The organism is Trichocoleus sp. FACHB-90 (assembly GCF_014695505.1).
Lineage (GTDB): Bacteria > Cyanobacteriota > Cyanobacteriia > Cyanobacteriales > FACHB-T130 > Funiculus > Funiculus sociatus.
Genome location: NZ_JACJOK010000009.1, coordinates 89,513 through 112,326, shown reverse-complemented (window position 1 = coordinate 112,326; position 22,814 = coordinate 89,513). Strand labels below are relative to the sequence as shown.

General features: G+C 45.3%; 18 protein-coding genes. 5 read left to right on the top strand and 13 right to left on the bottom strand.

Annotation, left to right across the window (positions count from 1 at the left end):
• Position 1: 1 nt before the first annotated feature.
• From H6F74_RS02295 to H6F74_RS02250, 10 genes are all read right to left on the bottom strand, one after another.
• Positions 2-787 carry an ABC transporter ATP-binding protein gene (locus H6F74_RS02295; protein ID WP_190435644.1) on the bottom strand — a complete coding sequence of 262 codons (786 nt, stop codon included), beginning with the start codon at positions 785-787 and terminating at the stop codon, positions 2-4.
• 217 nt (positions 788-1,004) lie between these two features.
• Positions 1,005-3,725, bottom strand: coding sequence for a TonB-dependent receptor (locus tag H6F74_RS02290; protein ID WP_199300760.1), 2,721 nt, complete (start codon positions 3,723-3,725; stop codon positions 1,005-1,007).
• A gap of 162 nt (positions 3,726-3,887) precedes the next feature.
• Positions 3,888-5,693 (bottom strand): IucA/IucC family siderophore biosynthesis protein, encoded by a 1,806-nt coding sequence (locus H6F74_RS02285; protein WP_190435642.1) that lies wholly within the window; start codon positions 5,691-5,693, stop codon positions 3,888-3,890.
• A gap of 14 nt (positions 5,694-5,707) precedes the next feature.
• Complete coding sequence (locus H6F74_RS02280) at positions 5,708-6,937, bottom strand: MFS transporter (RefSeq protein ID WP_190435639.1); 1,230 nt, start codon at positions 6,935-6,937, stop codon at positions 5,708-5,710.
• A gap of 304 nt (positions 6,938-7,241) precedes the next feature.
• Positions 7,242-8,567, bottom strand: a complete 1,326-nt coding sequence (locus H6F74_RS02275) for a lysine N(6)-hydroxylase/L-ornithine N(5)-oxygenase family protein (protein WP_242021759.1) — start codon at positions 8,565-8,567, stop codon at positions 7,242-7,244.
• Positions 8,564-9,151 (bottom strand): GNAT family N-acetyltransferase, encoded by a 588-nt coding sequence (locus tag H6F74_RS02270; RefSeq protein ID WP_190435636.1) that lies wholly within the window; start codon positions 9,149-9,151, stop codon positions 8,564-8,566. The genes H6F74_RS02275 and H6F74_RS02270 overlap by 4 nt, the downstream gene beginning before the upstream one ends.
• A complete protein-coding gene (locus H6F74_RS02265) occupies positions 9,138-11,006 on the bottom strand; it encodes an IucA/IucC family siderophore biosynthesis protein (RefSeq protein ID WP_190435632.1) in 1,869 nt (622 codons plus the stop codon). Before H6F74_RS02265 ends, H6F74_RS02270 begins: the two co-directional genes overlap by 14 nt.
• Positions 11,007-11,134: 128 nt before the next feature.
• Complete coding sequence (locus H6F74_RS02260) at positions 11,135-12,688, bottom strand: aspartate aminotransferase family protein (RefSeq protein ID WP_242021758.1); 1,554 nt, start codon at positions 12,686-12,688, stop codon at positions 11,135-11,137.
• On the bottom strand, positions 12,688-14,154 hold the full coding sequence (locus H6F74_RS02255) for a diaminobutyrate--2-oxoglutarate transaminase (protein WP_190435629.1): 1,467 nt from the start codon (positions 14,152-14,154) through the stop codon (positions 12,688-12,690). The genes H6F74_RS02260 and H6F74_RS02255 overlap by 1 nt, the downstream gene beginning before the upstream one ends.
• Positions 14,155-14,424: 270 nt before the next feature.
• Entirely contained in the window at positions 14,425-16,170 is a 1,746-nt protein-coding gene (locus H6F74_RS02250) for a TonB family protein (RefSeq protein WP_190435626.1), read from the bottom strand.
• A gap of 309 nt (positions 16,171-16,479) precedes the next feature.
• Between H6F74_RS02250 and H6F74_RS02245 the strand changes: the two genes are divergently transcribed.
• The 4 genes from H6F74_RS02245 to H6F74_RS02230 all read left to right on the top strand — a co-directional run bounded on the left by H6F74_RS02245 (position 16,480) and on the right by H6F74_RS02230 (position 18,774).
• Complete coding sequence (locus H6F74_RS02245) at positions 16,480-17,130, top strand: MotA/TolQ/ExbB proton channel family protein (protein WP_190435623.1); 651 nt, start codon at positions 16,480-16,482, stop codon at positions 17,128-17,130.
• Complete coding sequence (locus H6F74_RS02240) at positions 17,114-17,515, top strand: biopolymer transporter ExbD (RefSeq protein ID WP_190435621.1); 402 nt, start codon at positions 17,114-17,116, stop codon at positions 17,513-17,515. The genes H6F74_RS02245 and H6F74_RS02240 overlap by 17 nt, the downstream gene beginning before the upstream one ends.
• Before the next feature lie 116 nt (positions 17,516-17,631).
• Positions 17,632-18,567 carry an SPFH domain-containing protein gene (locus H6F74_RS02235; RefSeq protein WP_190435619.1) on the top strand — a complete coding sequence of 312 codons (936 nt, stop codon included), beginning with the start codon at positions 17,632-17,634 and terminating at the stop codon, positions 18,565-18,567.
• Between the two features lie 3 nt (positions 18,568-18,570).
• On the top strand, positions 18,571-18,774 hold the full coding sequence (locus H6F74_RS02230) for a hypothetical protein (protein WP_190435617.1): 204 nt from the start codon (positions 18,571-18,573) through the stop codon (positions 18,772-18,774).
• 124 nt (positions 18,775-18,898) lie between these two features.
• Here H6F74_RS02230 and H6F74_RS02225 read toward each other — a convergent pair whose 3' ends face one another.
• Together H6F74_RS02225 and H6F74_RS02220 are read right to left on the bottom strand one after the other, a co-directional pair.
• Positions 18,899-19,747 (bottom strand): hypothetical protein, encoded by an 849-nt coding sequence (locus tag H6F74_RS02225; RefSeq protein ID WP_190435615.1) that lies wholly within the window; start codon positions 19,745-19,747, stop codon positions 18,899-18,901.
• A gap of 177 nt (positions 19,748-19,924) precedes the next feature.
• Positions 19,925-20,548 (bottom strand): class I SAM-dependent methyltransferase, encoded by a 624-nt coding sequence (locus H6F74_RS02220; protein ID WP_190435612.1) that lies wholly within the window; start codon positions 20,546-20,548, stop codon positions 19,925-19,927.
• A 111-nt stretch (positions 20,549-20,659) separates the two neighbouring features.
• Here H6F74_RS02220 and hemH point away from each other — a divergent pair, with 111 nt between their 5' ends.
• Positions 20,660-21,823 carry a ferrochelatase gene (gene hemH, locus H6F74_RS02215; protein WP_190420153.1) on the top strand — a complete coding sequence of 388 codons (1,164 nt, stop codon included), beginning with the start codon at positions 20,660-20,662 and terminating at the stop codon, positions 21,821-21,823.
• Between the two features lie 59 nt (positions 21,824-21,882).
• Here hemH and H6F74_RS02210 read toward each other — a convergent pair whose 3' ends face one another.
• A complete protein-coding gene (locus H6F74_RS02210; RefSeq protein ID WP_190435610.1) occupies positions 21,883-22,461 on the bottom strand; it encodes a DUF4126 domain-containing protein in 579 nt (192 codons plus the stop codon).
• Positions 22,462-22,814: the final 353 nt, after the last annotated feature.

Sequence of the window (22,814 nt, the reverse complement as noted above, 5' to 3'; positions counted from 1 at the left end):
TTTAAATTATTCCTAAATTGCACGGTAAGCAAGTGGGACTCCCACTAATCGGATGGGGGATAATAGTCATTTCCACGCCGAAAACTTCCCGAATGGTACTTGTTGTCATCACCTCATCTGGAGAACCTGCTGCTACTACCTGACCGTGGGAAAGCAGGATCAGGCGATCGCTATAAGCAGCTGCTTGGTTTAAGTCATGCAGCACCCATCCTACAGTAATTCCATGTTCCCGATTAAGCGATCGCACTAGCGACAAAACATCCAACTGGTGACGGATATCGAGGAAAGTGGTAGGCTCATCTAACAACAACACCTGAGTCTGCTGCGCCAGCGCTAGTGCAATCCAAGCGCGTTGTCGTTCGCCACCGGAAAGCGTATCTACTGAACGCTCCGCCAAAGGCTCTAGACCAGTAATTTCCATCGCCCATCGCATCGCTGCAATGTCCTTGTTAGATAAGCCTCCCAGCAGGTTCTGGTGCGGGTAGCGACCATAACCAATCAACTCCCAGACGGTGACTCCATCTGGCACATCTGGGGACTGCGGTAACATCGCCAATTGACGGGCAAATTCTCGCGTCGCCAGTTTGGCAATGTTGCGACCATTCAAGTAAATCGCACCTTTGATGGGTTGCAACAGCCTTGCTAAGGTACGCAACACGGTACTTTTTCCCGAACCATTTGGGCCAATTAGCGCCGTTACCTCGCCGTGTGGAAGTGCAATCGAAAGGTCTGGAACAATTAGCGTTTCACCGTAAGAAACTTTCAGGTTGTGAACATCAATTGTCATTGGTCATTGTTATTAGTAAAAACGCCGAACGGCTAAAGTCTCTTTGAGCAAACAACGCCTGCTAACCCAGGTTTTGTTTGTAACGATTCAATTGGTATTATCAAGTGAAAGAATGACCAATTAAAGTACCTCCTAAAATTAATTGTAGGTTGGATTTCCTTCCTAAACCCAACCTACTCTCAGTTCTCAAAGCTCCTTAAAAAGAGGTCACTTGGTATTACCAAGTGAAAGAATAACCAACTCTCAAAGTTCTACCTCTGGCAGCAGAATAACTTATATCCTCGGTTTGTAGTTGAGAAACTATTGGAAAATACTGAGCGTTAAACAAGTTTTCCACGCCAATATTAAAAGTACCTGGCCCCACTTTAATACTGCTAATGTAGTCAACTGTCAAGTAGCTCTCCACCTCGTTTAAGCCAAAACCGCTACCTTCCGCGTCACGACTTCCAGAATACAATAACTGAAGACGATTGCTCCAGCCAGGTGTTGTCTGGTGTTGAATGTAAGCTGTCAGTTTTAAGGGTGGAATTCGGAACCCATCGAGGTCTTCGTATTCTCCATCCTCGTCAACATCAATTTGACCTTCCACGTAAGTAATTGTGCCACCGAGTTGCCATGCTTTGCCTAGCTGTGTATCAATGGTTGCTTCAATTCCATAAACTTGTTCGGGAGCGCGAATCACTGTTCCAGGCGCTGTAAAGGTTGTACCTAAGTCTGACTCGTTATAGAAAGCAGCTAAAGAAGCCTGGACAGACTGCCAATTTCCCCGCACACCGATTTCGTAGTTGTTTACTTTCTGCGGTTCAGGACGTAAAGTTTCTACTGAAAATCCTGCGGGTGCATTGCGGAGTCTAAGCCCAATATCTGCTAAAGAAAACCCTTGAGAGAAGTTGGCAAAAACATTTACTTGGTCGTTTAAAAAGGCTACTGCGCCAATATTAAACAGAGTTGCATTGAAGTCGAGATCGCCGCCTTGAATGTTGTTACCAGCTAAGGTAGTGAAATCATCAACACTGACTCCAGCGCGTTCGTGACGCACTCCACCATTCAAAATAAAGCGATCGCTTATATCCCAGGTCAACTGAGCAAAAACACCTAAACTGCTCAGTGTCAGAGGTGGAGTCCAGATGCGCTCACCTATTTTTTCGTAAACTAATCCTCGGCTAGCGTCGTAAGCATCTCCATTGAACGTGGAAACAGGCTGAGATGTATTTTCATTGAAGTAGTCCAGACCCCATAAAATTCGGGCAGCTCCTTGATTAAATAAAGGAGTGTCAATTTGTAAGCGTCCGCCATACTTTTCTGACTCAACTCGCGACTGAATAATTGCGTCGCCAAAACTCTGAAAACCTCTGACATCAAACGGGAAAAATCGCGTTAGGTAGTTCCGATAATAAACTTGAGCCTGAACCTGACTACCGAAAACGTTGTTATGAGAGTAGTCTAGATTGATCAGTGTATTCTCAGTTCCTTGACCGTCCTCTAAATCGAGTCCTTCTAATGCACGGGCTTTTTGACGACCTGGCAGTAGATCGACAATTGTATCACTGCTAAAATCGCTAGCTTGTTTATCGTTTAAGTGATTAAACGTTAATTGCAAGCGTTGATCTTCACTAAAATTTACCCCTACCTTTCCTAAAATATTGATCGTTTCGGCATCAGCAATACCGCCTTGACCGTTAGGATCGGCAGGGATGCGATCGCCTTCAGCATCAAAAAAGCTACCCGTCCCCCCCAATGCAGCTGAGATGACAAAATCAAAAATACCTTCGTTTCCAGTAATGGAATGCTGGAGATCGTAACCAAGACTTTCCTCAAAGTGTGTTAAAGAAGCATCAAATCCTATCGATGTTCTTGAGGTCAGCCTTTCTTCACCCGGTCTTCTGGTGATAATATTAATAACGCCGCCAGTGGCTCCATCACCGTAAATTGCTGTCGGCCCGCGCAGCACTTCAACTCGCTCTATTGCTGATGGATCTATCGTTCCGAAATCCCGAAAAACATTTCGACTTGTAGACTGCGGAACGCCATCAATCAACACTAAAACATTGCGTCCCCGCAGAGATTGTCCAAATGAACTGGCGCTTTGCGTTGGGGGAGCCAAACCGGGAACTACTTTACTAAGAGTTTCCCCTAAATCCCGCGTTACCCTGGTTTGTTCTTCGAGTTGTTCGCTGGTAATAACTGTTATCGAACGCGGCACATTAGATAGTTCTTCGTCCGTGCGCGTAACGGAGACAATGACTCTCTCAGGCAGTGTTTGACCGCTTTGTGGTGGTATCGCTGGTGATGAAGCACCCGGCCCACTGGGAGCAGGTGGAGTAGTTCCCGGTTCAGTAGCCGGAGTTTCCGTTGAAGGTGCAGCGTCTGGGGGTGTTGTAGCAGTTCCCGTTGAAGGTGCAGTGCCTGTGGTCGGAGTTTCCGTTGAAGGTGCAGCGCCTGGGGGTGTTGTGGGAGTTTCCGTTGAAGGTGCAGCGCCTGTTGTGGGAGTTTCCCGCGACGGCAATCGAGATGGTTCGGCAACAGCTGTAGCTTCAGGTGCCGTCAACCGGAAAACTAGCCTTTGGTTGTTTTGAGCTAGCTGTGCTGTAGGAATTCCCTCTTTACCGATAACTTTGATGCGGATACTGTTAGCATCTAGGCGAGAAACAGTTACTGATTCAATATCATTTGTAGGGTTGTTAGCGCGAAAAGTTTCTCCGTCGGTTAATCTTAACCTGGTGTTGATGACATCAGCAAAAAATGTGTTGCCATAGCGACCAGTGAAGGATTGAGATTGGGTACCATTGGAAGTTTCTAAGATAACTTCCAAACCATTTGGTGTGGGGTTGAGTCGCACACCTGTAACTTGTACAACATCAGCTCGAACTTGCTGAACAGCTACCAAAGAAGCGACGCTAGTTATCAACAGGGAATCAAATAATTGACGCGATTTCACAGTGTTTCCTCATTCAAAAGCTTGAAGTTGCAATTAGATAAAAAATCTCTTCCTGAGTAGCTTGGGTTGATCGGCGAAACCTAACACAACACGAGCATTTGTTGGGTTCCTTCACCTCAACCCAAGCTACTAATCATTTTCAACTGAACGATATTGGAGCCGCTAGGACATAGGGATATCAGCCACTTCATGCAAAGCATTGCTAACTTTTCCAAACGCAGCAGTGGCGGGTCGATTGGTGCTTTCGTCTGCATAACCTTGAGTAAGTAAGCGGTTCCGGTTGAGGCAAAGTTTGGTAAAACTTGGCGTGAGTAAATCAAACATATCAAAACGCGATCGCATTTCTGGAAAGCGAGATTGATAATTTAAAATTGCTTGTCTTACTTGTTTCCAAAAACTACTTTCAGGATAGTGATGATGGGTTTCTAACAAATCCGATAAGTAGCGGAAATGGCAGATAAATAAACCTGCCCAAATGTACTGACACAGCTTTTCAGATGGTTCCCCAGGGAAGAATTGCTTAATCGCTGCGGGAAAAGACTCCAATTCGGAAAATGGATGATTGCTAATATTCACATCATCTAAAAAATCCTTGATTGCCAGACGATGAGGAACATTATCTTTCAGCACCAAAATGACGTTTTCACCGTGAGGAGAGAACACTGTACCATAGCGGTATAGGTAATGCAATAACGGCGGTAAAATTACGCTGAACAAACGTTCTAACCAAGTTTCTAAACTTAAACCAGATTGCGCTACAAGTTGGGAAATGAAAAGTTGATCGTTATTATCAATATGTACCAGGGAAGCTAAAGTTATCGGTTTTTCCTCCGGTTCAGTAAAGGAAAAAAGACTTTCTCGCCAGATACACGCCAGCATTTCTCGGTACTGATAAGGCGCTCCAGCTAAGTTCATGTAGTAGGGATGAAAGTATTGGACTCCAGCAACTTCTCCAATAAGAATCAGGCGACATTCATCCCGCAAAAAAGCATCTTTATCGCATATTTCTTTCAGCCATTCCGTCATATAAGGAGCCAACACTGCTCCAGGCAAACCCCGATAGACAGATGTATTTAAAATGCTTATAGGTAATTTGACATTGCGTTTTTGAGAATGGCTGATATTGAGAAAAGTCCGGATAGATTGCTGCGGTAAGTAGCGGTCTTGACTAATATCTAAAGGTATAATTGCACCAATGGCTATGTCCTCGGCAAACATCGAAACTAAGTTATTTTTCCATTGCCACTCATGCACGGGAATAAAGTAGTAGTTTTCTGGATTAACTCCTTGCAAAGTTAACAAACTTTGAAATTCAGCTAATGTCTTGTCACCCAATTCCTGTTTTATCAAATTTGAGTAATCAAGACTGCTAACTGCATTAAACTTGGCTCTATCTTGACTTACTGCAATCCACAAAAAAGAAACTTCCTGTTTCCGTTCTGGTGCATAAGCTAAGTAATCGTTGTAATTAAAGCCAATCCGTCCTTTATTGAAAGTAATCCAGGGATGTCCCTCCATTTCCCCTTCCAAATGAGCGTAATCTAAATCTAGTAAATTGGTTTTTCGCCTTTCCTTATCTGCATGAATGTGAGCATCTGCAAGCAGAGTATTACTAATTTCTTTCAGAAAATGCGCTGTAGTTATAGCGCTCATGCCTATTGTTTCGGAAATATCTAGAATAAATTGAAATGGGTTAGTAGCAGGCAACCAGTCCGAATCCCAGCGTTGCATCGAGTCGGGGATAGCGCGGTAACTGTTAAATAGGCGATGTTTTGCCTCAAATCGGTAGATTATACCTTGAGGAAGCGAGAGTTGATAAAGGGCGTGGTTTTCGTGTTTCTCAATAATTTCGGGAGTGATAATTTCTTCATACATAAACTCAGAAATCATCTTTGCCAGCAGCGTTTTACAAACAAGTTGCCAGCGTTGAGGTTGTAATGCACGGTTAAGAATTTCTCGGTGATTCATCGTTATCAGCAAACTTATTTTTTAGGAATTGGTAAAGGATGCGCTACCTTGGCAGTAGCATTCTGAAAAATAGTGAAACGAGCAAAGAGCAAATTAATGATGCAAATGCTGGCAGCGGCGAGAAAAGGTGCCGCCAAACTGTAGCCACTAACAAGCCACGAAGCAGCTAGCGGCGCACCCAAGCGACCGACATTGGCGAAGGATGAGGCGAGGCTGTAGTTTAAATGGATGGCATTCTCGCTGCTGTTGCTAAATAATTTCAGTTCTAAAGCGGTTTCAGTTACGGCGAGATAAAATCCATACAAAGCGCGTCCGATTATGAGTAGTAACAGCGAATTTGTCCCGCCTTGCAGGTATAAACTCACCACCAGCAGCACCATACCGAGGCAGTAAACTTGTTTGAGACGTTGTGGTTTACAAGCGGAACGGATGTAAGGCAAGGCAGCGATCGCCATTACACTTGGAATCAGAAATAGAAAACTGCTTGTCATCAAGCTGACACCAAAGCGATCGCTATCGATGGCGTATTCAGTAAAGTAAGGACGTACCAAATTATTCGCCAACTGGAAGGTAAGAATCACCATCCCAATTGCCAAAATGAAACTTATTTTATTTACCCCAACTGAAGGCTTTTCTGACTTGATAGCAACCTGCGGCGGCGTAGCAGTTTCTTTCAACAGGTATATACACAAACCAAGTTGAAAGACATCTGTCACCGCTACCCAATAAAATAAATGCAAAGGTGCTTCCAAGTCGAGCATCCAAGCACCAGCGATTGTCGCCGCAATAATTGCACCATGAGAAACTGCTTGATAAGTCCCTGCTACACTCGCTCTTTTTTCCTCACCTGCCAGCTGAATAATTAGCGTGTAAACTAGCAGATAACTACTTTTAAAAAGCAGTAATAGAACTGTGTAAAAAAGAAATTGATCTGCGTTAGTAGCAGTTGCCATAAGCGCAGTCATCACAGCAGTTCCAGCTTGTCCGACATACAAAAGATGTTTGACTTCAAACCATCGTGCTAACAATCCCCACAAAGGAGAAGCCAAAACCACAGCGAGGCGACAAACAAAAATGTAATACCCAGTGTATGCCAAATCCTCAACCCCAAAAACTTTGCGAAAAAATTGGGGATAAAAAGGCGATAGCAAAACCTCTGTAAACCAGGCTATGAACACGCAGGTAAAGAGTGTCCAAATTATAAAGTTAGACTGATGTTTAGACTTATTGAAAAAGTCAAACATATTCATACCCCTGAGTTCCGCTGAAACAAGATTGTTTGATTCTGGTAGAGAAGTTGCAGGCAATTCTAAAATCTTTCCTCTGGGTTCTCTGAGTCTCTGCGGTTCGTTCCTCTAGCAAATTGATACACGCTGAAAAAATTCTCACCATGAAACAAGCAACGCCTCGTTTTATAGCCATCCTATTTAATTGGTGAAAGCTACTTTTTTTAACGAATCGCAGAGGCGCAGAGGACGCCAAGAAAGAGAATAGACAGTATTTCATAGATGAGTTAGGATTGCTTAGGAATTTTGGCAAAAGGTTTCTTCATGAGGCAACACCAAATTGCTGAAACACATTTCGGCTATGTACGGGGTACACAGTTTGTTTCATCAAAGTATTGATAATTACCGAGTTACGGTATGCACCTAAGCCTAAATCCGGTGCGCCAACTCCGTGAGAATGTAACTCACCGTTTTGGACAAAAATTGAACCGGGAATTTCTTGATTTAAGGCCAAACGGTAATCCAAACCCATTCCATAACGTCCCTGAGTATCCCACTGAATTAAATCTTTTAGTCCAGCGATACATTTAGGAATGGCATGGTGATAGCCAGTAGCAAGAACGACGCACTCAGTTTCATGGTTAAAGCGTTCCTCTTGTTGTTGGTGTCGATAGCCAATTTGATAGCGGCTACCTGCTGGCGTTTTTACCTTTGCAACTTCCTTCGCTTCTACGAGAGGAAGCAGCCTGACATCGGGGTGCTTGGCGGCGACAGAACGTTCGTACAACAAATCGTAAATCTTGACAATCGTTTCTACGCTAATCCCCTTGTAAAGTAGAGATTGCTGGGAAAAAACTTGCGATCGCTTCTCTGGCGACAGGTGATAGAAATATTGGATGTAATCCGGCGAAAAATGCTCTAGTGCCAGTTTGGAATATTCCATTGGCATGAAACTCTGAGAACGGGTATGCCACTCCAGGCGATAGCCGTAAGTTTCCTGTTCTTGCAATAGTTCGTAGAAGACTTCGGCTGCACTTTGACCCGATCCAAGTACGGTGATAGATTTGGCGTGACGACAGCGATCGCGTCGATGCAAAAATTCCGCAGAATGGAAAATATCGTCTGATGGCAACAAGTTTTGAAAGCATTGCGGAACTTGTGGAACGCTGCCAACTCCTAGCACAAGATTCCGTGTTTTATAGGTAGAAATCTGATTAGATTCTACATCTCGCGATTGAACTTCAAAATAACCTTCTGACTGCGAACCTTTCCAAGCAACCGCTTCTACTCGCTGACCAAAACGACAGCTTGGTAACTGACTAGCCACCCACTGACAGTAATGATTGTACTCCCGGCGCGGTATTTGAAATCGCTCCAAAATATAGAAGTGATAAAGGCGAGATTGAGCGCGTAAGTAGTTGAGAAAACTGAAACTGCTGCTGGGATCTGCCATTGTCACCAAATCAGCCAAAAAGGAAACTTGAATGGTGGCTCCCTCTATCAATAAACCTGAGTGCCACAAAAATTCAGGTTTCTGTTCTAGGAATACGGCTTTAACTTCAGCTACTGGTGACAATAGTGCCGCTAACCCTAAATTAAAGGGGCCAATTCCCACACCTAAAATGTCGTAAATTTCGTCAGACATCATCCCCACTTCCTCATAAAATTTTCCCGATGGCAGAACATCAAAGCCGCTTTTTTTTCGGGTAAATCAATTTCTTTTTGAAACTCAAAGCCACAGCGTTCAAACACATGAATCATTTTGTGATTGCGACTGTCTGGTTCGGCAATAATTTTCTGAGTTGCTGAATTCTGAAACTGAAATTCAGTCATTGCCTGCAACATTGGCAGAGCATAGCCTTTGCCAATGAAATCTGGATCGCCAATCAACAAGTGAATGCCTCTATCCGCAGGATGAAATTGATAGCAGTTAGCAACGATATCATCTGGTACCGAGTAAGCTTCCCAGTAACTCATCGGCACTTTGTTTATTAAGCCGATGTAGAGGGTTTGGTGCGAATCGAGGAGCGCTTTTTGTAAATGCGATCGCATCTGTTCTACAGACAGCGCCAAGTTCCAAAAAGGGATAACATGGGGTTGATTCATCCAATTGTGGATGCGTAGCAAATCTTTTTCCAGAATTACTGGACGAAAAGCAATCTCTTTTTTAATCTTTGAGTTAAACTTCTGGTAAACATATCCTCGTTCAACTTGTTGATTAGTGAGCGACATGGACACCTCCGTTACCAACATACAGCGAATTGTCGATAGTAACATAGACCGATTGTGTGGCTACTGAGCCTACAAGTTCATCCATGTCATGAAAGCGGGTGAGCAGATTTCCCTTACAACGCAATTGCGGTTGAGACAGCAGATTAGGCAGCAGATTAGAGCAGCCTTGTTCTAAGAGGGTTTGCTTTTCTAAGGCTGTTCGCAACTCTGATAATAGCAAGTTTTCATCTACCAGTTCAGCAACACCAAAAGCATTAACTATCCCTAAAATATTGTTCATGAACAAGTAGTAACCTAGTCTTTCATCAATCACCGCATCCTCACAGAAAGTCTGGCTCTTTTCGCCAATTCCCGGAATAAAAGAATCCAACTTTTGATGAAATGATTGTCGATAGTAATAGCCTTGGTTATCCCGGTAAAAGAAACGGTAAGGGTAGCCATCTTGTAACTGCAAGACACTATTTTGTTGATGAGCTTCTACCCCAATGCCATAAGTGAAATAAAGCCAAAGAATCGGCTCTAAGGAAATTTTTAAATAGCGGCGGAACCAATCAAGGCTGATGTCAGATGTATAACGTTGTTCTTGTTTTGCCAGTTGACGAATAATTTGAGCTAGTCGCGAACCATCGCCAAAAATAGAATCTTGACACAGTGCTATTAAACAAGTTGCGTCAGTGGCGGGATTTGCTTGAAAAGGATTTTCTCGCAAAATTGTAGCAAAGCCATCTGCGGGTTCCCCGTCTATTTTCAAGGTGATATAAGCGGGATCGCGGATAATATTGAAATTGGGGAAGTTTTGACGCAAATCTTTTCCAATTTGACTTGCCATAATTTGATAAACTTCCACACTGCGTTCTAATTCTTTATACAAATTAGTTCGCAAAGAGTTAGTAATCTTGACATTCAGCGACAGCTTCAGCATAAAAGCTGCATCAGGGTGATAAACTGTGCGAACTGAAGAAGTAGGAAGATAAGTTCTTCCCTGTAGTTTCAAATCTTCCAACAATCCCCGTTCTAATAACTTTTGAACTGCTGGTTGACGCATCATAAAATTAGCTTGCCAAGGATGTACTGGCAACAGCGTATATTCATCCTCACCGCAGTATTTTGTTTTGAATTCTGCATCTATTGCCGCATCTGCCAAAAGTTCAGCTTTGATTAAGTTAGTAGCTGTTTGTTCTAAAGCTGAACCTTCCTGCACAATTGAGCGATGAGCGCGGAAATAATGTAGGGGAAAATTTCCTTTTAATTCCGGAGAATAAGCGAACAACTCGTCCTCAGAAAAACCTTGGCGGCTTTTTGGGGTAGGGTGCATCAGGTGTCCAAAAACCAAAGCTTGTTCAGTTTCAATGAATGAACTGTTGAAGGCATAAAGTAGTTCAGCATCTCGCCGCCGATTTCGGACAAATTGTTCAATATTGCGACAGCTTTGAATAGTTCTCAGCAGCAGTTCATCTTGATGTCCGTTGCTTCCGCTGCTTAGGGACAGTTCTTTAGCAATTAGAGCAACTAAGGTGATGTAATCGAGTTGTATTAATTCTTTTTTGCCTCCTGGTTGATAATACAGGGGAAATGAAAATATATGCCGTCCGGTTGGGGAGAAGTAGCGCAAGTAAGCTACTATTTTTACACCTTGATGAGGTAGGTTGCAGTACAAGCACCTTTCAGACTCATTCTCAGGCTGAGCCTGGGAATGAATTTGAGGTTCCTCAATTTTGTATTGCTTTAAGGCGTAAGTTTCCCGCAAGTAACAATTAAAAAAGCTTTGGATTGTTGCTTGTTCAGAAATTTGCTTGTCGGTGAGGTTAATATCGAGTTCCGGACTCGTTGGTTTGGAAATTGTGTTTTCTGTCATGGCTATTTTGGATTTAGGAGGACTACAGAGTTTTATGGAAGGCAGAGGAAAGGTGTAGCAGTTATGTTTGATTTGTGAAGGCTGGGTTTTTGAAATGAACCGTTCTAGGCGCAGGAAAGTTGCAATTTTTACAAGGGAAGTAATTCTAGTTGTTTTCCTAGATGTTTGATAGTGTTTAAGATTTGGGTGATGTGGGCTGTGGTTGTGTGGGGGTTGAGTAAGGTAAATTTTAGATAGATACGTTCGGCAATTCTAGTTTGAGCCAGCACTGCTTCACCTGTTCTCAGTAGGGACATCCTAATCTGGCTATTGATTTGATTTGCATAAGTTACTGAGTGGGTTTCTGGGGGCGTTTGCCTGGGAATGTAGCGGAATACTACGGCATTGATTGTGGGATAGTTGGCTAATTCTAGTACTGGTTCCGCATCAATTAATTGTGCTGTTTTTTCAGCTAAATTAATTGTGGTTTCTATGATTTCCGCTAACTGCCTCCGCCCTAAAGTATGAAGGGATACAAATAGTTTGAGGGCATCAAATCTGCGGGTAGTTTGCACTGATTTTGTGACTAAATCGAGAATCCCTTGTTCTATATTTGTTTCTGGGTTGAGATAGTCTGTGTGAAGTTTGATTAAATCGAAGTGGGAGCGGTTTTTGAGTAGAAAAGCTCCGCAACTAATTGGCTGGTAAAACAGTTTGTGAAAGTCTACAGCAATCGAATCAGCTTCTTCGATGCCAACCAGTTTATGACGATGGCGATCGCTTAATACTAATGCACCCCCATACGCTGCATCGATATGCAGCCACAATCCCTGCTTTTTCGCACACGCCGCTATTTCCGGTAGCGGATCGATGCTGCCAAAGTCGGTAGTTCCAACGGTTCCCACTAAAGCAATCGGTAGCAGTTCTTGCTGTTGCAACTCTTTAAGCTGGCGCTCTAAAGCAGCTGGACTTTGGCGATAATTTGCATCAGTCTCTACTGTCACCACCGCCTGTTCTCCTAACCCCAACAAGGCAGCAGCTTGGCGAATGGTGAAGTGAGCCGCAACAGAACAGAGAATGCGAAAGCGAGACGCTTCTGGCGGCAATCCCTGCTGCTGTATCGACCAATTTAGGTGTTTCTGGGCATAGCGATCGCGTGCTAGTAACAACCCCATGAAATTTGATTGCGTCCCGCCACTGGTGAAGACACCATCAGCAGCAGCATCGTAAGCAAACAAGTTGCACAGCCAATTCACCACCTGCTGTTCTAAAAAAGTCGCTGCCGGACTTTGATCCCAGGAATCCATCGACTGATTAGTTGCACTAATCAATACCTCAGCTGCTAACGCTGCTGTTAGGGGTGGACAATGCAAATGTGCAATGCAAGTGGGATGAGAAACAACTACCGAATTCTTGACAACAGTCTCACCAACCTTTTTGAGAATTTTTGGCAAATCTTGGCTAAATTCTGGACAAAGTTCGATAGCTGCTAATGCAGCTGCTAACTCTTCTGGTTTCGCCCCGCTATAAGGTTGAGTTGAGGAGGCGAAACAGTCGATAATCACTTGTTGTGCTGTAGCGATCGCTTCCTGGTAAGCGGCTATGCTATTTGCAGAATTGGTAACAAAGCAGGTATCGAAGGGATTTTGGCTTGACGAATCTCCGGTTTTCTGTTCCTCATCCATCTGATATAAATTCACCATCACCCTACCTCTGAGAATTGCTGAACTGGCAATAGCTGTTTTTCGGCTGCCTTAACTGCCGCCAGAAAAATCTCACTAATGCTGTCAATTTGCTCAGCAGTCACGATTAAAGGCGGTAAAAAGCGCAAAACGCTACCAAATCGCCCGCCAATCTCGATAATCAAACCTCGACGTATACACTCGCTCTGAATCTGTCGCGCCATAGCTGGATAGGCTGGATGATTACCGCGTCGATCCGCTGGAGCTTCGGGATTGACGATCTCCACGCCAACCATCAACCCACGCCCCCGCACTTCACCCATACAGCGAGATTCAGACTGAATGCGACGCAGATGAGTCATCAAGCGATCGCCCTTCGCCGCCGCCCGATCTGCCAACTGGTTCTCCAAGATGTAGCGCAATGTCGCCGTTCCCGCCGCCATTGCCATCTGATTTCCCCGGAAAGTTCCCGCATGAGCGCCCGGTTGCCATTTGTCTAGGTCTTGGTTGTACAACACCACCGACAAAGGCAAACTACCGCCAATCGCTTTGGATAACAGCACCACATCTGGCGTAATCCCGGAATGCTCGAAGGCATAAAGTTTTCCGGTGCGCCCCCAACCTGTCTGAATTTCATCGACAATTAGGGGAATATGGCGATCGCGGGTGATGCGCCGAATATCTCGAATCCAACTATCGGGAGCCGGAATCACGCCACCTTCTCCCTGCACAATCTCCAAAATCATTCCCGCTGGTGGAATAATCCCACTCTCCGGATCGTCGAGTAAGTGTTCGATGTAACCGCTACCAATGCGATGTCCCACCTCACCCCCGAAACCGAAAGGGCAACGGTAGTGATACGGGTAAGGCAAGAAATGCACGTCCGGCATCAAACCTGCGATCGCTTCTTTTGGAGCCAGATTGCCAGTTAAACTTAAAGCACCGTGGGTCATGCCATGATAGGCACCATGAAATGACAACAAGCTGCGTTGTCCAGTTGCAGTTTTAACCAGTTTCACCGCGGCTTCCACTGCATCCGCCCCAGAAGGCCCGCAGAACTGAATCCGAGCATTTTGGGCAAATGCGGGCGGCAAACTAGCAAACAATTCCTCAACAAACTGGTCTTTAACAGGCGTTGTTAGGTCGAGGGTATGCAAAGGAAGATTTTCATCTAGAACACCCCGCATTGCCTCCAAAACCACAGGGTGATTGTGTCCCAGCGCCAAGGTGCCAGCACCAGCTAGACAGTCAAAATATAAGTTCCCGTCAGCATCTTTGACGTAAATACCCTTTGCTTCGCTAATTGCAATGGGAATACGCCGGGGATAAGTGCGTGCATTCGATTCCCGTTGTGTCTGGCGATTCAGGTAGCGCTGCGACAAGGGGCCAGGTACAGAAATTTCTTCCTGACTAAATTGGTCATGTTCGTTTTGCCGCCATAGGAATTCCTGCTCCTCTGGATAGGAGCTATTGCAGGTTTTATGCACGTTTAAATACCTCTAGCTTGTGGCGATAGACATCTTGTAGCGCCAAAACAATTGAGAGTCTTTTGCAATAAGCTGACCCTGCTAAAGATAGCAGCATAAAGTTAAACGAGAATATATGTCAATAGGTAGAGATTTTTTTTTGAGAAACCCTACGGTTTTGCCTTGCCAAACACCAAAATCTGATTCAGACTTCCTCTGAAATTGAGAAGCCTGAATGAAGTTGATAATGTTGCGCTCTTAAGGAAGCAATGCCAACCTGGAAGGTGGCAACTATTCGGGAGGTGCAGGCGGGGGTGTAGGTTCTTCTACAGGTGGCGGGGGTGTAGGTTCTTCTACAGGTGGCGGCGGCGTAGGTTCGATAGTAGGCAGGGGTGTAGGTGTTTGCCGCTGTTCCCGTTCTCTTTGTTCGCGTTCTTCCCGTTCTTTCTGTTCGCGGGCTTGACGTTCTCGTTCTTGCTGTTCAGCAAGTTGGCGAACTTGACGTTCTCGTTCCTGTGCTTCGCGATCGCGTGCAAGGCGTTCTCGTTCTTGCTGTTGGCGTCGTTGGCTGGCTTGACGCTCCAAATCGGAGCCTTGCTGAGCAAAGGTAAATGTTTGGGATATGCCATTCCATCCAGTTTCTGATGGCGCTAATTTCCAATTTTTTACTGCTTCTTTAACAGCTTGATCGATGACATCGTGACCGCTAGGGTTGGTAACTCTGGGATTGCTAACATTTCCGTTGCGGTCAGCATCAAATACAACCGTCACCGTAGCTACTAAACTTTGCGCCCTGCGGGGAAGCTTGGGATCGGGACATTTGCGACAATTGACAGGATTCCATCCTGAACCAGATTGAGGATTCGGTTTTGGTATGGGCGGACTTGGGGCAGTTGCTACCTGGGAACCTGTGCCGGAACCAGAGCCACTGCCGGAACCAGAGCCACGTCCTGAACCAGTTCCACTTCCCGAACCAGAGCCACTGCCGGAACCAGAGCCACGTCCTGAACCAGTTCCACTACCTGAACCAGAGCCACGTCCGGAACCAGTCCCAGTACCTGAACCTGTGCCACTGCCGGAACCAGAGCCACTTCCTGGTTGCTTGCCAGTACCACCATTGCCGGAACCTGGGTTACTACCCGTTGCATTTCCGGAACCGCCCGGAGGCGAGCGATCGCTTCCTCTACTGCTGTTACTCGCTCCTCCAGCGTTATTTGTGGCAATTTCTTGATTATTGCTGGAGTTTCTTGGTCTTCGGAAAAAATCTCTAACTTTATCCGAAACCGATCCTTGACTAGAAGGCGGTGGTGTTAGCACTGGCCTTGGTGGGGTCGTTGATAATGGCGTACTAGCTGGCAAAGGTTGCTGCTGTGCAATCCTCGGCGGCGGCGTATTAGCTGGTGAGGGCGGCGAACTCGCAAGGGGTGTTGGCGTTGGTATTGGGGTTGCCACTGGTTCCGTCGCTAGACGAGGAACGGTAGGAACCGGAGGCAGAGTTTTGCTGACTTCCGGTGTCTCGACTGGTTCTGGCGGCATTGGCACAGGTGTCGGGATCGGTTCCGGTGTTGCTACTGGTGATGGCGGTACACTAGCCACAGATGTCGGGATCGGTTCCAGCCTTGCCACTGGTGAGGGCGGTACACTAACCACAGGTGTCGGGATCGGTTCCAGCCTTGCCACTGGTTGAACCGATTTACGGAATCTTTTAGAACTAACCGATGGCGGCGATAGCGCGATCGCTTCTGGGGCAGAACTGCCACCACCGCCGCCACTGCCTCCACCTCCACCACCTCCAGCTTCTGACACGCTTTTCGCTGGAGCCGGCTCTTTTGGTTTTCCTGGCTCGACGCTAGGCGGTTCAAGAACTATCACTTCAATCGATTCATCTGCCAGTCCAGGCGGTTCCACCGCCAAACTGCCAAAAATCAGCACCGCAATATGCAGCGCCAGCGAACCGATTAGGCTGTAAGTGAGAAAAGACTGCCTAGTTTTGTCTTCTCTTTCTCGCTGCTCCACAGCGATGCTGGACAACCCCATACGTTTTATTGCGAACAATTAGCACTTGATTGAGTAAAGTAAGATGTCAAGTAGCAAATGTCAAGTGAAAAGTCCAAACATAGGAATTCCCCAGCTTAACTCAATAAGGCTCATAAGCTAGGCTCTGTGAGGCTTTTCGCCTATTTAATATTGGTCAATAAAACTTTTTTTGCTAATTATAGGCTAAGATTGCTTGACATTAATTGTCATTAGCCTTACTTTTTTTTGAGAACTTGTATCAGTTTTGCCAGTCAAGGACACTGATAGACTTTCGCTGCTTCCCTTATTGCCTTAGAGACAGTAAAAGTAATGGAAATTAATAAAATCTTTGCGGCGGGCGGCGTGGTAATGTGGCCGTTGCTGGCGTTTTCTGTGACTGCGATCGCGTTAGTGGCAGAACGTGCTGCCTTTTGGTTTCGCATCAATCAACGGCAACGCCGTGTGGTGCGGGATGTCCTATCTCTGTATCAGCACGACACAGCAGCAGCTTTGCAAAAGCTCAAAGCCAATGCCGATCTACCCATTGCGCGAATCTTTTTAGCAGCGATGGAACTGGAGGAACCCACCCCAGAAGAATTTAGATTAGCACTAGAAAGTGAATCTCAGGCAGAAATACCTGTACTCAAGCGGTTCAACACCGTCTTTGACACAATTATCAGCCTTTCCCCCCTGCTAGGTTTGCTGGGAACAGTTTTAGGCTTGATTAATTCCTTTGCCTCACTGCGCTTGGGTGATGTCGGGGGTACTCAAACTACTAACGTCACATCTGGGATCAGTGAAGCGTTGGTTTCCACCGCCGCCGGATTAGTTGTTGCTATTTTTACACTTTTGTTTGCCAATGCCTTTCGGGGATTCTATCTGCGACAGATAGCATTAATTCAAGAGTACGGTGGTCAGCTAGAACTGCTCTACCGTCGTCGATATGAAAAAGGAATATCTCAGTATGCGCCTACCCGATGAACCAGATATCCCAGCTCAGATCAACATCGTACCGATGATCGATGTGATCTTTGCAATCTTGACTTTTTTCATCATGTCAACCCTGTTTCTCACCCGTTCTCAAGGGTTGCCTGTGAACTTACCCCAAGCAACAACCGCTAAAGCTCAACCTTCAACTCAAATTACCGTAACGATAAGCCCTCAAGGAGAAATTGCACTCAACCGCAACTTAATTCCCGTCGAGGCGTTGCAGGGTGAGGTGCGACAATTAATTCCACAAAATCAAGAAGCGCTAGTAATTGTGAATGCTGATGCAGCAGTCGATCACGGTCAAGTCGTCGCCGTCATGGATCAGTTGCGTCAAGTTCCCGGTGCCAAGTTAGCGATCGCTACCCAAAGACCATAAACCACAAACCGCAACCATAGGGTGTGTTAGCGATCGCCTAACGCACCTATCCTGGCGTTTTGATATTCGCGTGATATCATCGCAATATCAACCGAAGCAAAATCCTAGGAGTAAATATGGAGCGGATCAGAGAAGTTCCTGCGTTTAAAGTCAACGGCTTCGCGGTTCTTATCGTCCTTCTAGCCTTAGCCATATTTGGCGTATGGGAAGCGTGGCATAGCATACAGGGATTAGCCGAAGTATTAGGCAGAAGCCTTAGAGTAGGAGATTTTTTCGGAGACGATGTAACCGCAGAAGTCGGCGCAACTTTAGGAGCAACACTAATAGCAGTAGTAATTCCCTCCGTGTCTGGCTTCTTTACAGTTGAGCCAAACCAAGCAGTAGTGCTAGTCTTTTTAGGGCGTTACGTCGGTACTGTTCGAGAAGCGGGGTTTTGGTGGAGTAACCCCTTTGCCAGTAAACGGAAGATTTCTTTACGAGTTCGCAACTTTAACAGCAAGCAACTCAAAGTCAATGATGCCCAAGGCAGTCCAATTGAGATTGGTGCTGTAGTAGTTTGGCAAGTAGTAGACTCAGCCAAGTCTCAATTTGATGTTGATGACTACGAAGAATTTATCGCTATCCAAAGCGAGACAGCCATTCGAGCCTTAGCAATTCGCTACCCTTATGACGCGCCTGATGAATCGTCTATTCCTTCCCTGCGAGGAATTCCTGACGAAATCGCCAACGCACTCCAGAAAGAATTGCAAAGTCGATTAGAAGTTGCTGGAATCGAAGTGTTAGAAGCCAGACTCTCCCACCTAGCCTATGCTCCCGAAATTGCCCAAGTAATGCTGCGTCGCCAACAAGCCAAAGCGATTATTGATGCGCGGCGACAAATTGTTGAAAGTGCAGTGGGAATGGTTGATGAAGCGTTAAAGCGGCTAAGCCAACAGCAAATTGTTGAATTGGACGAAGAACGCAAAGCCGCTATGATAAACAATCTGTTGGTAATTCTAACCTCAGATCAGAACGCCCAGCCTGTAATTAACACTGGCAGCCTTTACACCTAACACATGACCCAGAAAAAGCGGTTTTTGCTGCGTTTAGATAACAAACTTTACGACATCCTTGAGAAATGGTCTGCTGACGAGTTGAGGAGCGTAAATGCCCAAATTGAATATCTTTTGACAGAAGCAGCGCGTAAGCAGGGAAGATGGAAAGAAGATAAGCAGCAAAAAGTTGTCGATGAAGAGAAAACTGAGACGGAAGAGGCTTGAGTTTTGAGACTTGAGTTTTGAGATTTGAGTTAATAGGTTATGCCCAATTGAAATAACTTTTATTTTGAGCAAAACCAAGTAACTCAATCCGGAGACGCTTCGCCTCTGGCTCCGCAAAACTTTTTTATTGACCTCCACCTCCAGCAACAGGAGAGCAACCAGTAAGCGTTCCCGCAGGGATAACTTCTTTATTTCTAGCCATATTTTGTAATCGTCCCCGATACGTTACCAATTGCTCCCGCACTCCTCCTGACTTAGGTGCCATATTTATCATTCGGTTAACTGTTGTCACGGCTTGCGACCAATTTTGAGCGCAAACTGCTTGTTTCAGCTTAGCGTTAAGCTGTTCTTGGACAACTTTGGGCGATGTAGGTTTCTTAACTTGGCGACTCTTTGGCGATGCTGCTGGTTTATTAATCACTTGGAATGAATTTAAAAAACCATTAATACTTTTAGATAAACTTTCTTCCTTCTTTGTTACCGCTAATGTCTGATAAAGCCGTTGCTTGACCAAATACATCCGACTTTTAGCAGTAGCACCTCCGAATATCTGAACTTTTATTTCTCTTCCCGGATAAGTACCCAACTTAATATTTCGTTGACTTACCACACTACCTTGAACGCTCTGTGCAAAACCCTTGATGGTGCCGTTAAATAAATCATTGACATCCTTAGGAGTTTTTATAGTTTGACTAGGTACATCAGAGTAAGTAACCCCATATACTGCTTCGTTCGGTCGGATAGCCCGAAACCCATAAACAGTAATTTCTCCGGCTTCAGTGTTTACAACTCGCTTCAATTGGCTTGTTTTACCAGGCATCAAGACTTTAAAGTTGCCTTTACTTGAAGAAAACTGTTTCCATATTGACTGAGCTGCTTGAGTTGGTTGACTTTGTTGAAAGGTATCAATTGCTAGATATCCACCTACTAACACAGTTGTTAGGAAGAATGGTAAAATGATTTTATTGTTCATAAATATTTACTCGTTTCCTAGTGGTAGATCATAACTTTAAGCTAAAGCCTACCACAAGAGTATTTTCCCGTAATTAACTAAGTTTCACAAAAAAGTTTTACCTGGGATTGGTAATTTGTAGTTGGGAGGCAAGGGATAAAACGTCAAGTCCTCTTTTTCCCCTCCTCCCCAATCCCTTCATTTTTGAGCCTGAATCACCTGGAGACTTCCACCAGCATACAATTTTGGTTTGCACGCCTGAAAACCGACCGCCTCTAGCAACCCAGGTAAATCAGTTTGTAACAGCTGCCAAGATGTCTGTGTTTCAAACAACCATAGAAATATAGACAAACCAGGCAAGAATAGGGGATTCGTGGGACGATGAAAATCAACTAAGGCGAAGATACCCCTCGGTTTCAGCACTCGGTACACTTCTCGGAAAATTTTCCTTAGTTGTTCGGGTTCCATTTCGTGCATTGCCACACTGGTGTGTACTATGTCAAACTGATGATCTGGAAACGGCATTTCTTCAGCCAAAGCTTCTACATATTTCGCTTGGGGGACGTTGTACTGCGCTCTAGCGAGAGAGACTGGTGAGATATCCAAACCTGTGACATCCTGGGAATATTGCACTAAAAATTGAGTTGCCTGACCGCTGCCACAACAGAGGTCTAGAACTTTGGTTTCTGAGTCAATGGTTAAACCTTTCAAAGGCAGTTGGCGAAATCTTGCCTCTCCACCTACACTCACAGCAGCAAGACGCGCGATCGCATCATACAACCACTGATACTGATAACTCCACGTTCTTAAAATAGTAGCCATTGCTCCACCTCGAATTAAGATGTGTATCCCTTGTTGCAGACCTAAACCGTTGAAAGCATATTATTGTTAAAATCAGTAACGAAAATGAAAGATTGGGAAACAGAAACCGCTATGGGTCGTGTAGGAGTTTTGCTGCTAAATCTGGGTGGGCCGGATGAATTAGACGATGTTGGGCCTTTTTTGTTTAATTTATTTTCTGACCCAGAAATTATTCGCATACCCTTTCGCGGTTTACAAAAACCCTTGGCGTGGCTGATTTCCACGCTGCGAACAAAAAAATCTCAAGAGAACTATCGGCAAATTGGCGGCGGTTCCCCTCTACGACGAATTACAGAAGCGCAGGGTCAAGCACTACAAGAACAATTAAACTCAAAAGGAGAAGACGCTAGGATTTACATAGGGATGCGTTACTGGCATCCTTTTACAGAAGAAGCGATCGCTCGCCTCAAACGCGATGCCATAGATCGTCTGGTAATCCTACCCCTCTATCCCCAATTCTCTATCAGCACCAGCGGTTCCAGCTTCCGCCTTTTGGAAAGACTCTGGCAAGAAGACCCAGCACTCAACAAAATTGAATACACGGTTATTCCATCTTGGTATCAACAACCAGGATACCTCCAGGCAATGGCTCAGCTAATTGCCCAAGAACTCGACTCTTTACCCAATCCCGACCAAGTTCATATCTTCTTTAGCGCCCACGGTGTCCCCGTAAGCTATGTCGAAGAAGCTGGCGATCCTTATCAAAAAGAAATCGAGGATTGCACAGCGCTGATTATGCAGACTCTCAACCGACCCAATCCTCACACCTTAGCTTATCAGAGTCGTGTAGGCCCGGTGGAATGGCTCAAGCCCTACACCGAAGATGCTATCAAAGAATTGGGAGCCTCAGGAATCGAAAATTTGCTCGTAGTGCCAGTTAGCTTTGTCTCTGAGCATATCGAGACTTTAGAAGAAATTGACATCGAATATCGAGAAATAGCAGAAGAAGCGGGTATCCACAACTTTAACCGCGTACCAGCTTTAAATACGCATCCAGTATTCATTGAAGCCTTGGCGGATCTAGTCGTTGATGCCCTCAATGCCCCCAGTTTAAAGCTGTCTCAGGTTACACAACTCAAGAAAAAAGTCAAAATGTACCCACAAGAAAGTTGGGAGTGGGGCATGACCACAACCGCAGAAGTTTGGAACGGGCGGCTGGCAATGCTTGGCTTTCTTGCCTTGATATTAGAGTTAATTAGCGGTCACGGCCCTCTGCACTTTGTGGGACTGCTGTAGAGAAATTAGAGAGTCAGGAGTGAGTAGTTTGGAATTAATAACTGCTCACTCTTTACTTTTTAATCTGGTTCCTGATAGCGCTTTCTAGAAGGTTTTCGTCCTCGATACCAGCGATACCACTCCTTAGAACTGCGAAGGGCTAGCCATAACAAAATTAAAGCAATTAATCCTCCCTGCTGAGGCGCATCAAAGGCGAAGATGACTAGGAAAATGCACAAAGCATCTTCGATAAAGACAGCCCACAGGGGTAAACCGCGCAAACGGTAGAACCAACCAACTTGAACTAGCTGGAGTACGAAAGCTAATAAGCCACCGACCACAGCAACTATCCAGAGTAACCATGTTGAAGTGCCAGTAATTTGAGCAACGGCGATGCCCAGAATTGCTCCCACAATTGGGCTAAAGACTAGCTGCATAACTTGCAATACGCGCTGTCCCAGAAGCTTTTTAGAGGCAAAAAGCTCAAATAACGACCAGCTGGTAAGCACTCCCATCACCACAGGGGGAGGAAAGCGTGACAAAATTGGTACGCTAGCCCAGAGAGTGGTGTTCGGCAATATGCCAATAACTAGCAGGGGCAGAGCTATTCTCATCCCTGCCGCCGACGAAGCAGAGAGCGCGGCGAGGATTTCAATCATAAGACACTTCAGCCGAGGAAGGGAAACTTATTGCTTGATTTTAGGACTCGCTTTTAGGGAGTCTCTGTGCTTCTAGTGTCACACTCCTGCACTAAGAACAGCCACTAATCTCCAAGATATTGTATGGATTGCGATCGCATAAGGGGGCTTTCTCCCCCATACCGAGTTTTGTAGCTTTTTGTTAATTTGTTACTTATGCTACAGCGAATCTCGTGTTTTAATGAGTGATAGGAGATGTAACCCAAGACAAGGAATTGATTGCGATACGTGTGATGCGTAGCAAAGGGGCTGCTAACGCAGCATCGCTTAATAAGTAGGTCGTCAAAATATTCCCAAAATATCCCCAAACCTGA

Coding starts and splice junctions, on each gene's coding strand:
- H6F74_RS02270 (WP_190435636.1), bottom strand. CDS start 9,151: ATGTCGCTCACTAATCAACAAGTTGAACGAGGATATGTTTACCAGAAG.
- H6F74_RS02260 (WP_242021758.1), bottom strand. CDS start 12,688: ATGGTGAATTTATATCAGATGGATGAGGAACAGAAAACCGGAGATTCG.
- hemH (WP_190420153.1), top strand. CDS start 20,660: ATGGGTCGTGTAGGAGTTTTGCTGCTAAATCTGGGTGGGCCGGATGAA.
- H6F74_RS02280 (WP_190435639.1), bottom strand. CDS start 6,937: ATGTTTGACTTTTTCAATAAGTCTAAACATCAGTCTAACTTTATAATT.
- H6F74_RS02245 (WP_190435623.1), top strand. CDS start 16,480: ATGGAAATTAATAAAATCTTTGCGGCGGGCGGCGTGGTAATGTGGCCG.
- H6F74_RS02285 (WP_190435642.1), bottom strand. CDS start 5,693: ATGAATCACCGAGAAATTCTTAACCGTGCATTACAACCTCAACGCTGG.
- H6F74_RS02230 (WP_190435617.1), top strand. CDS start 18,571: ATGACCCAGAAAAAGCGGTTTTTGCTGCGTTTAGATAACAAACTTTAC.
- H6F74_RS02220 (WP_190435612.1), bottom strand. CDS start 20,548: ATGGCTACTATTTTAAGAACGTGGAGTTATCAGTATCAGTGGTTGTAT.
- H6F74_RS02235 (WP_190435619.1), top strand. CDS start 17,632: ATGGAGCGGATCAGAGAAGTTCCTGCGTTTAAAGTCAACGGCTTCGCG.
- H6F74_RS02250 (WP_190435626.1), bottom strand. CDS start 16,170: ATGGGGTTGTCCAGCATCGCTGTGGAGCAGCGAGAAAGAGAAGACAAA.
- H6F74_RS02295 (WP_190435644.1), bottom strand. CDS start 787: ATGACAATTGATGTTCACAACCTGAAAGTTTCTTACGGTGAAACGCTA.
- H6F74_RS02275 (WP_242021759.1), bottom strand. CDS start 8,567: ATGATGTCTGACGAAATTTACGACATTTTAGGTGTGGGAATTGGCCCC.
- H6F74_RS02225 (WP_190435615.1), bottom strand. CDS start 19,747: ATGAACAATAAAATCATTTTACCATTCTTCCTAACAACTGTGTTAGTA.
- H6F74_RS02240 (WP_190435621.1), top strand. CDS start 17,114: ATGCGCCTACCCGATGAACCAGATATCCCAGCTCAGATCAACATCGTA.
- H6F74_RS02265 (WP_190435632.1), bottom strand. CDS start 11,006: ATGACAGAAAACACAATTTCCAAACCAACGAGTCCGGAACTCGATATT.
- H6F74_RS02210 (WP_190435610.1), bottom strand. CDS start 22,461: ATGATTGAAATCCTCGCCGCGCTCTCTGCTTCGTCGGCGGCAGGGATG.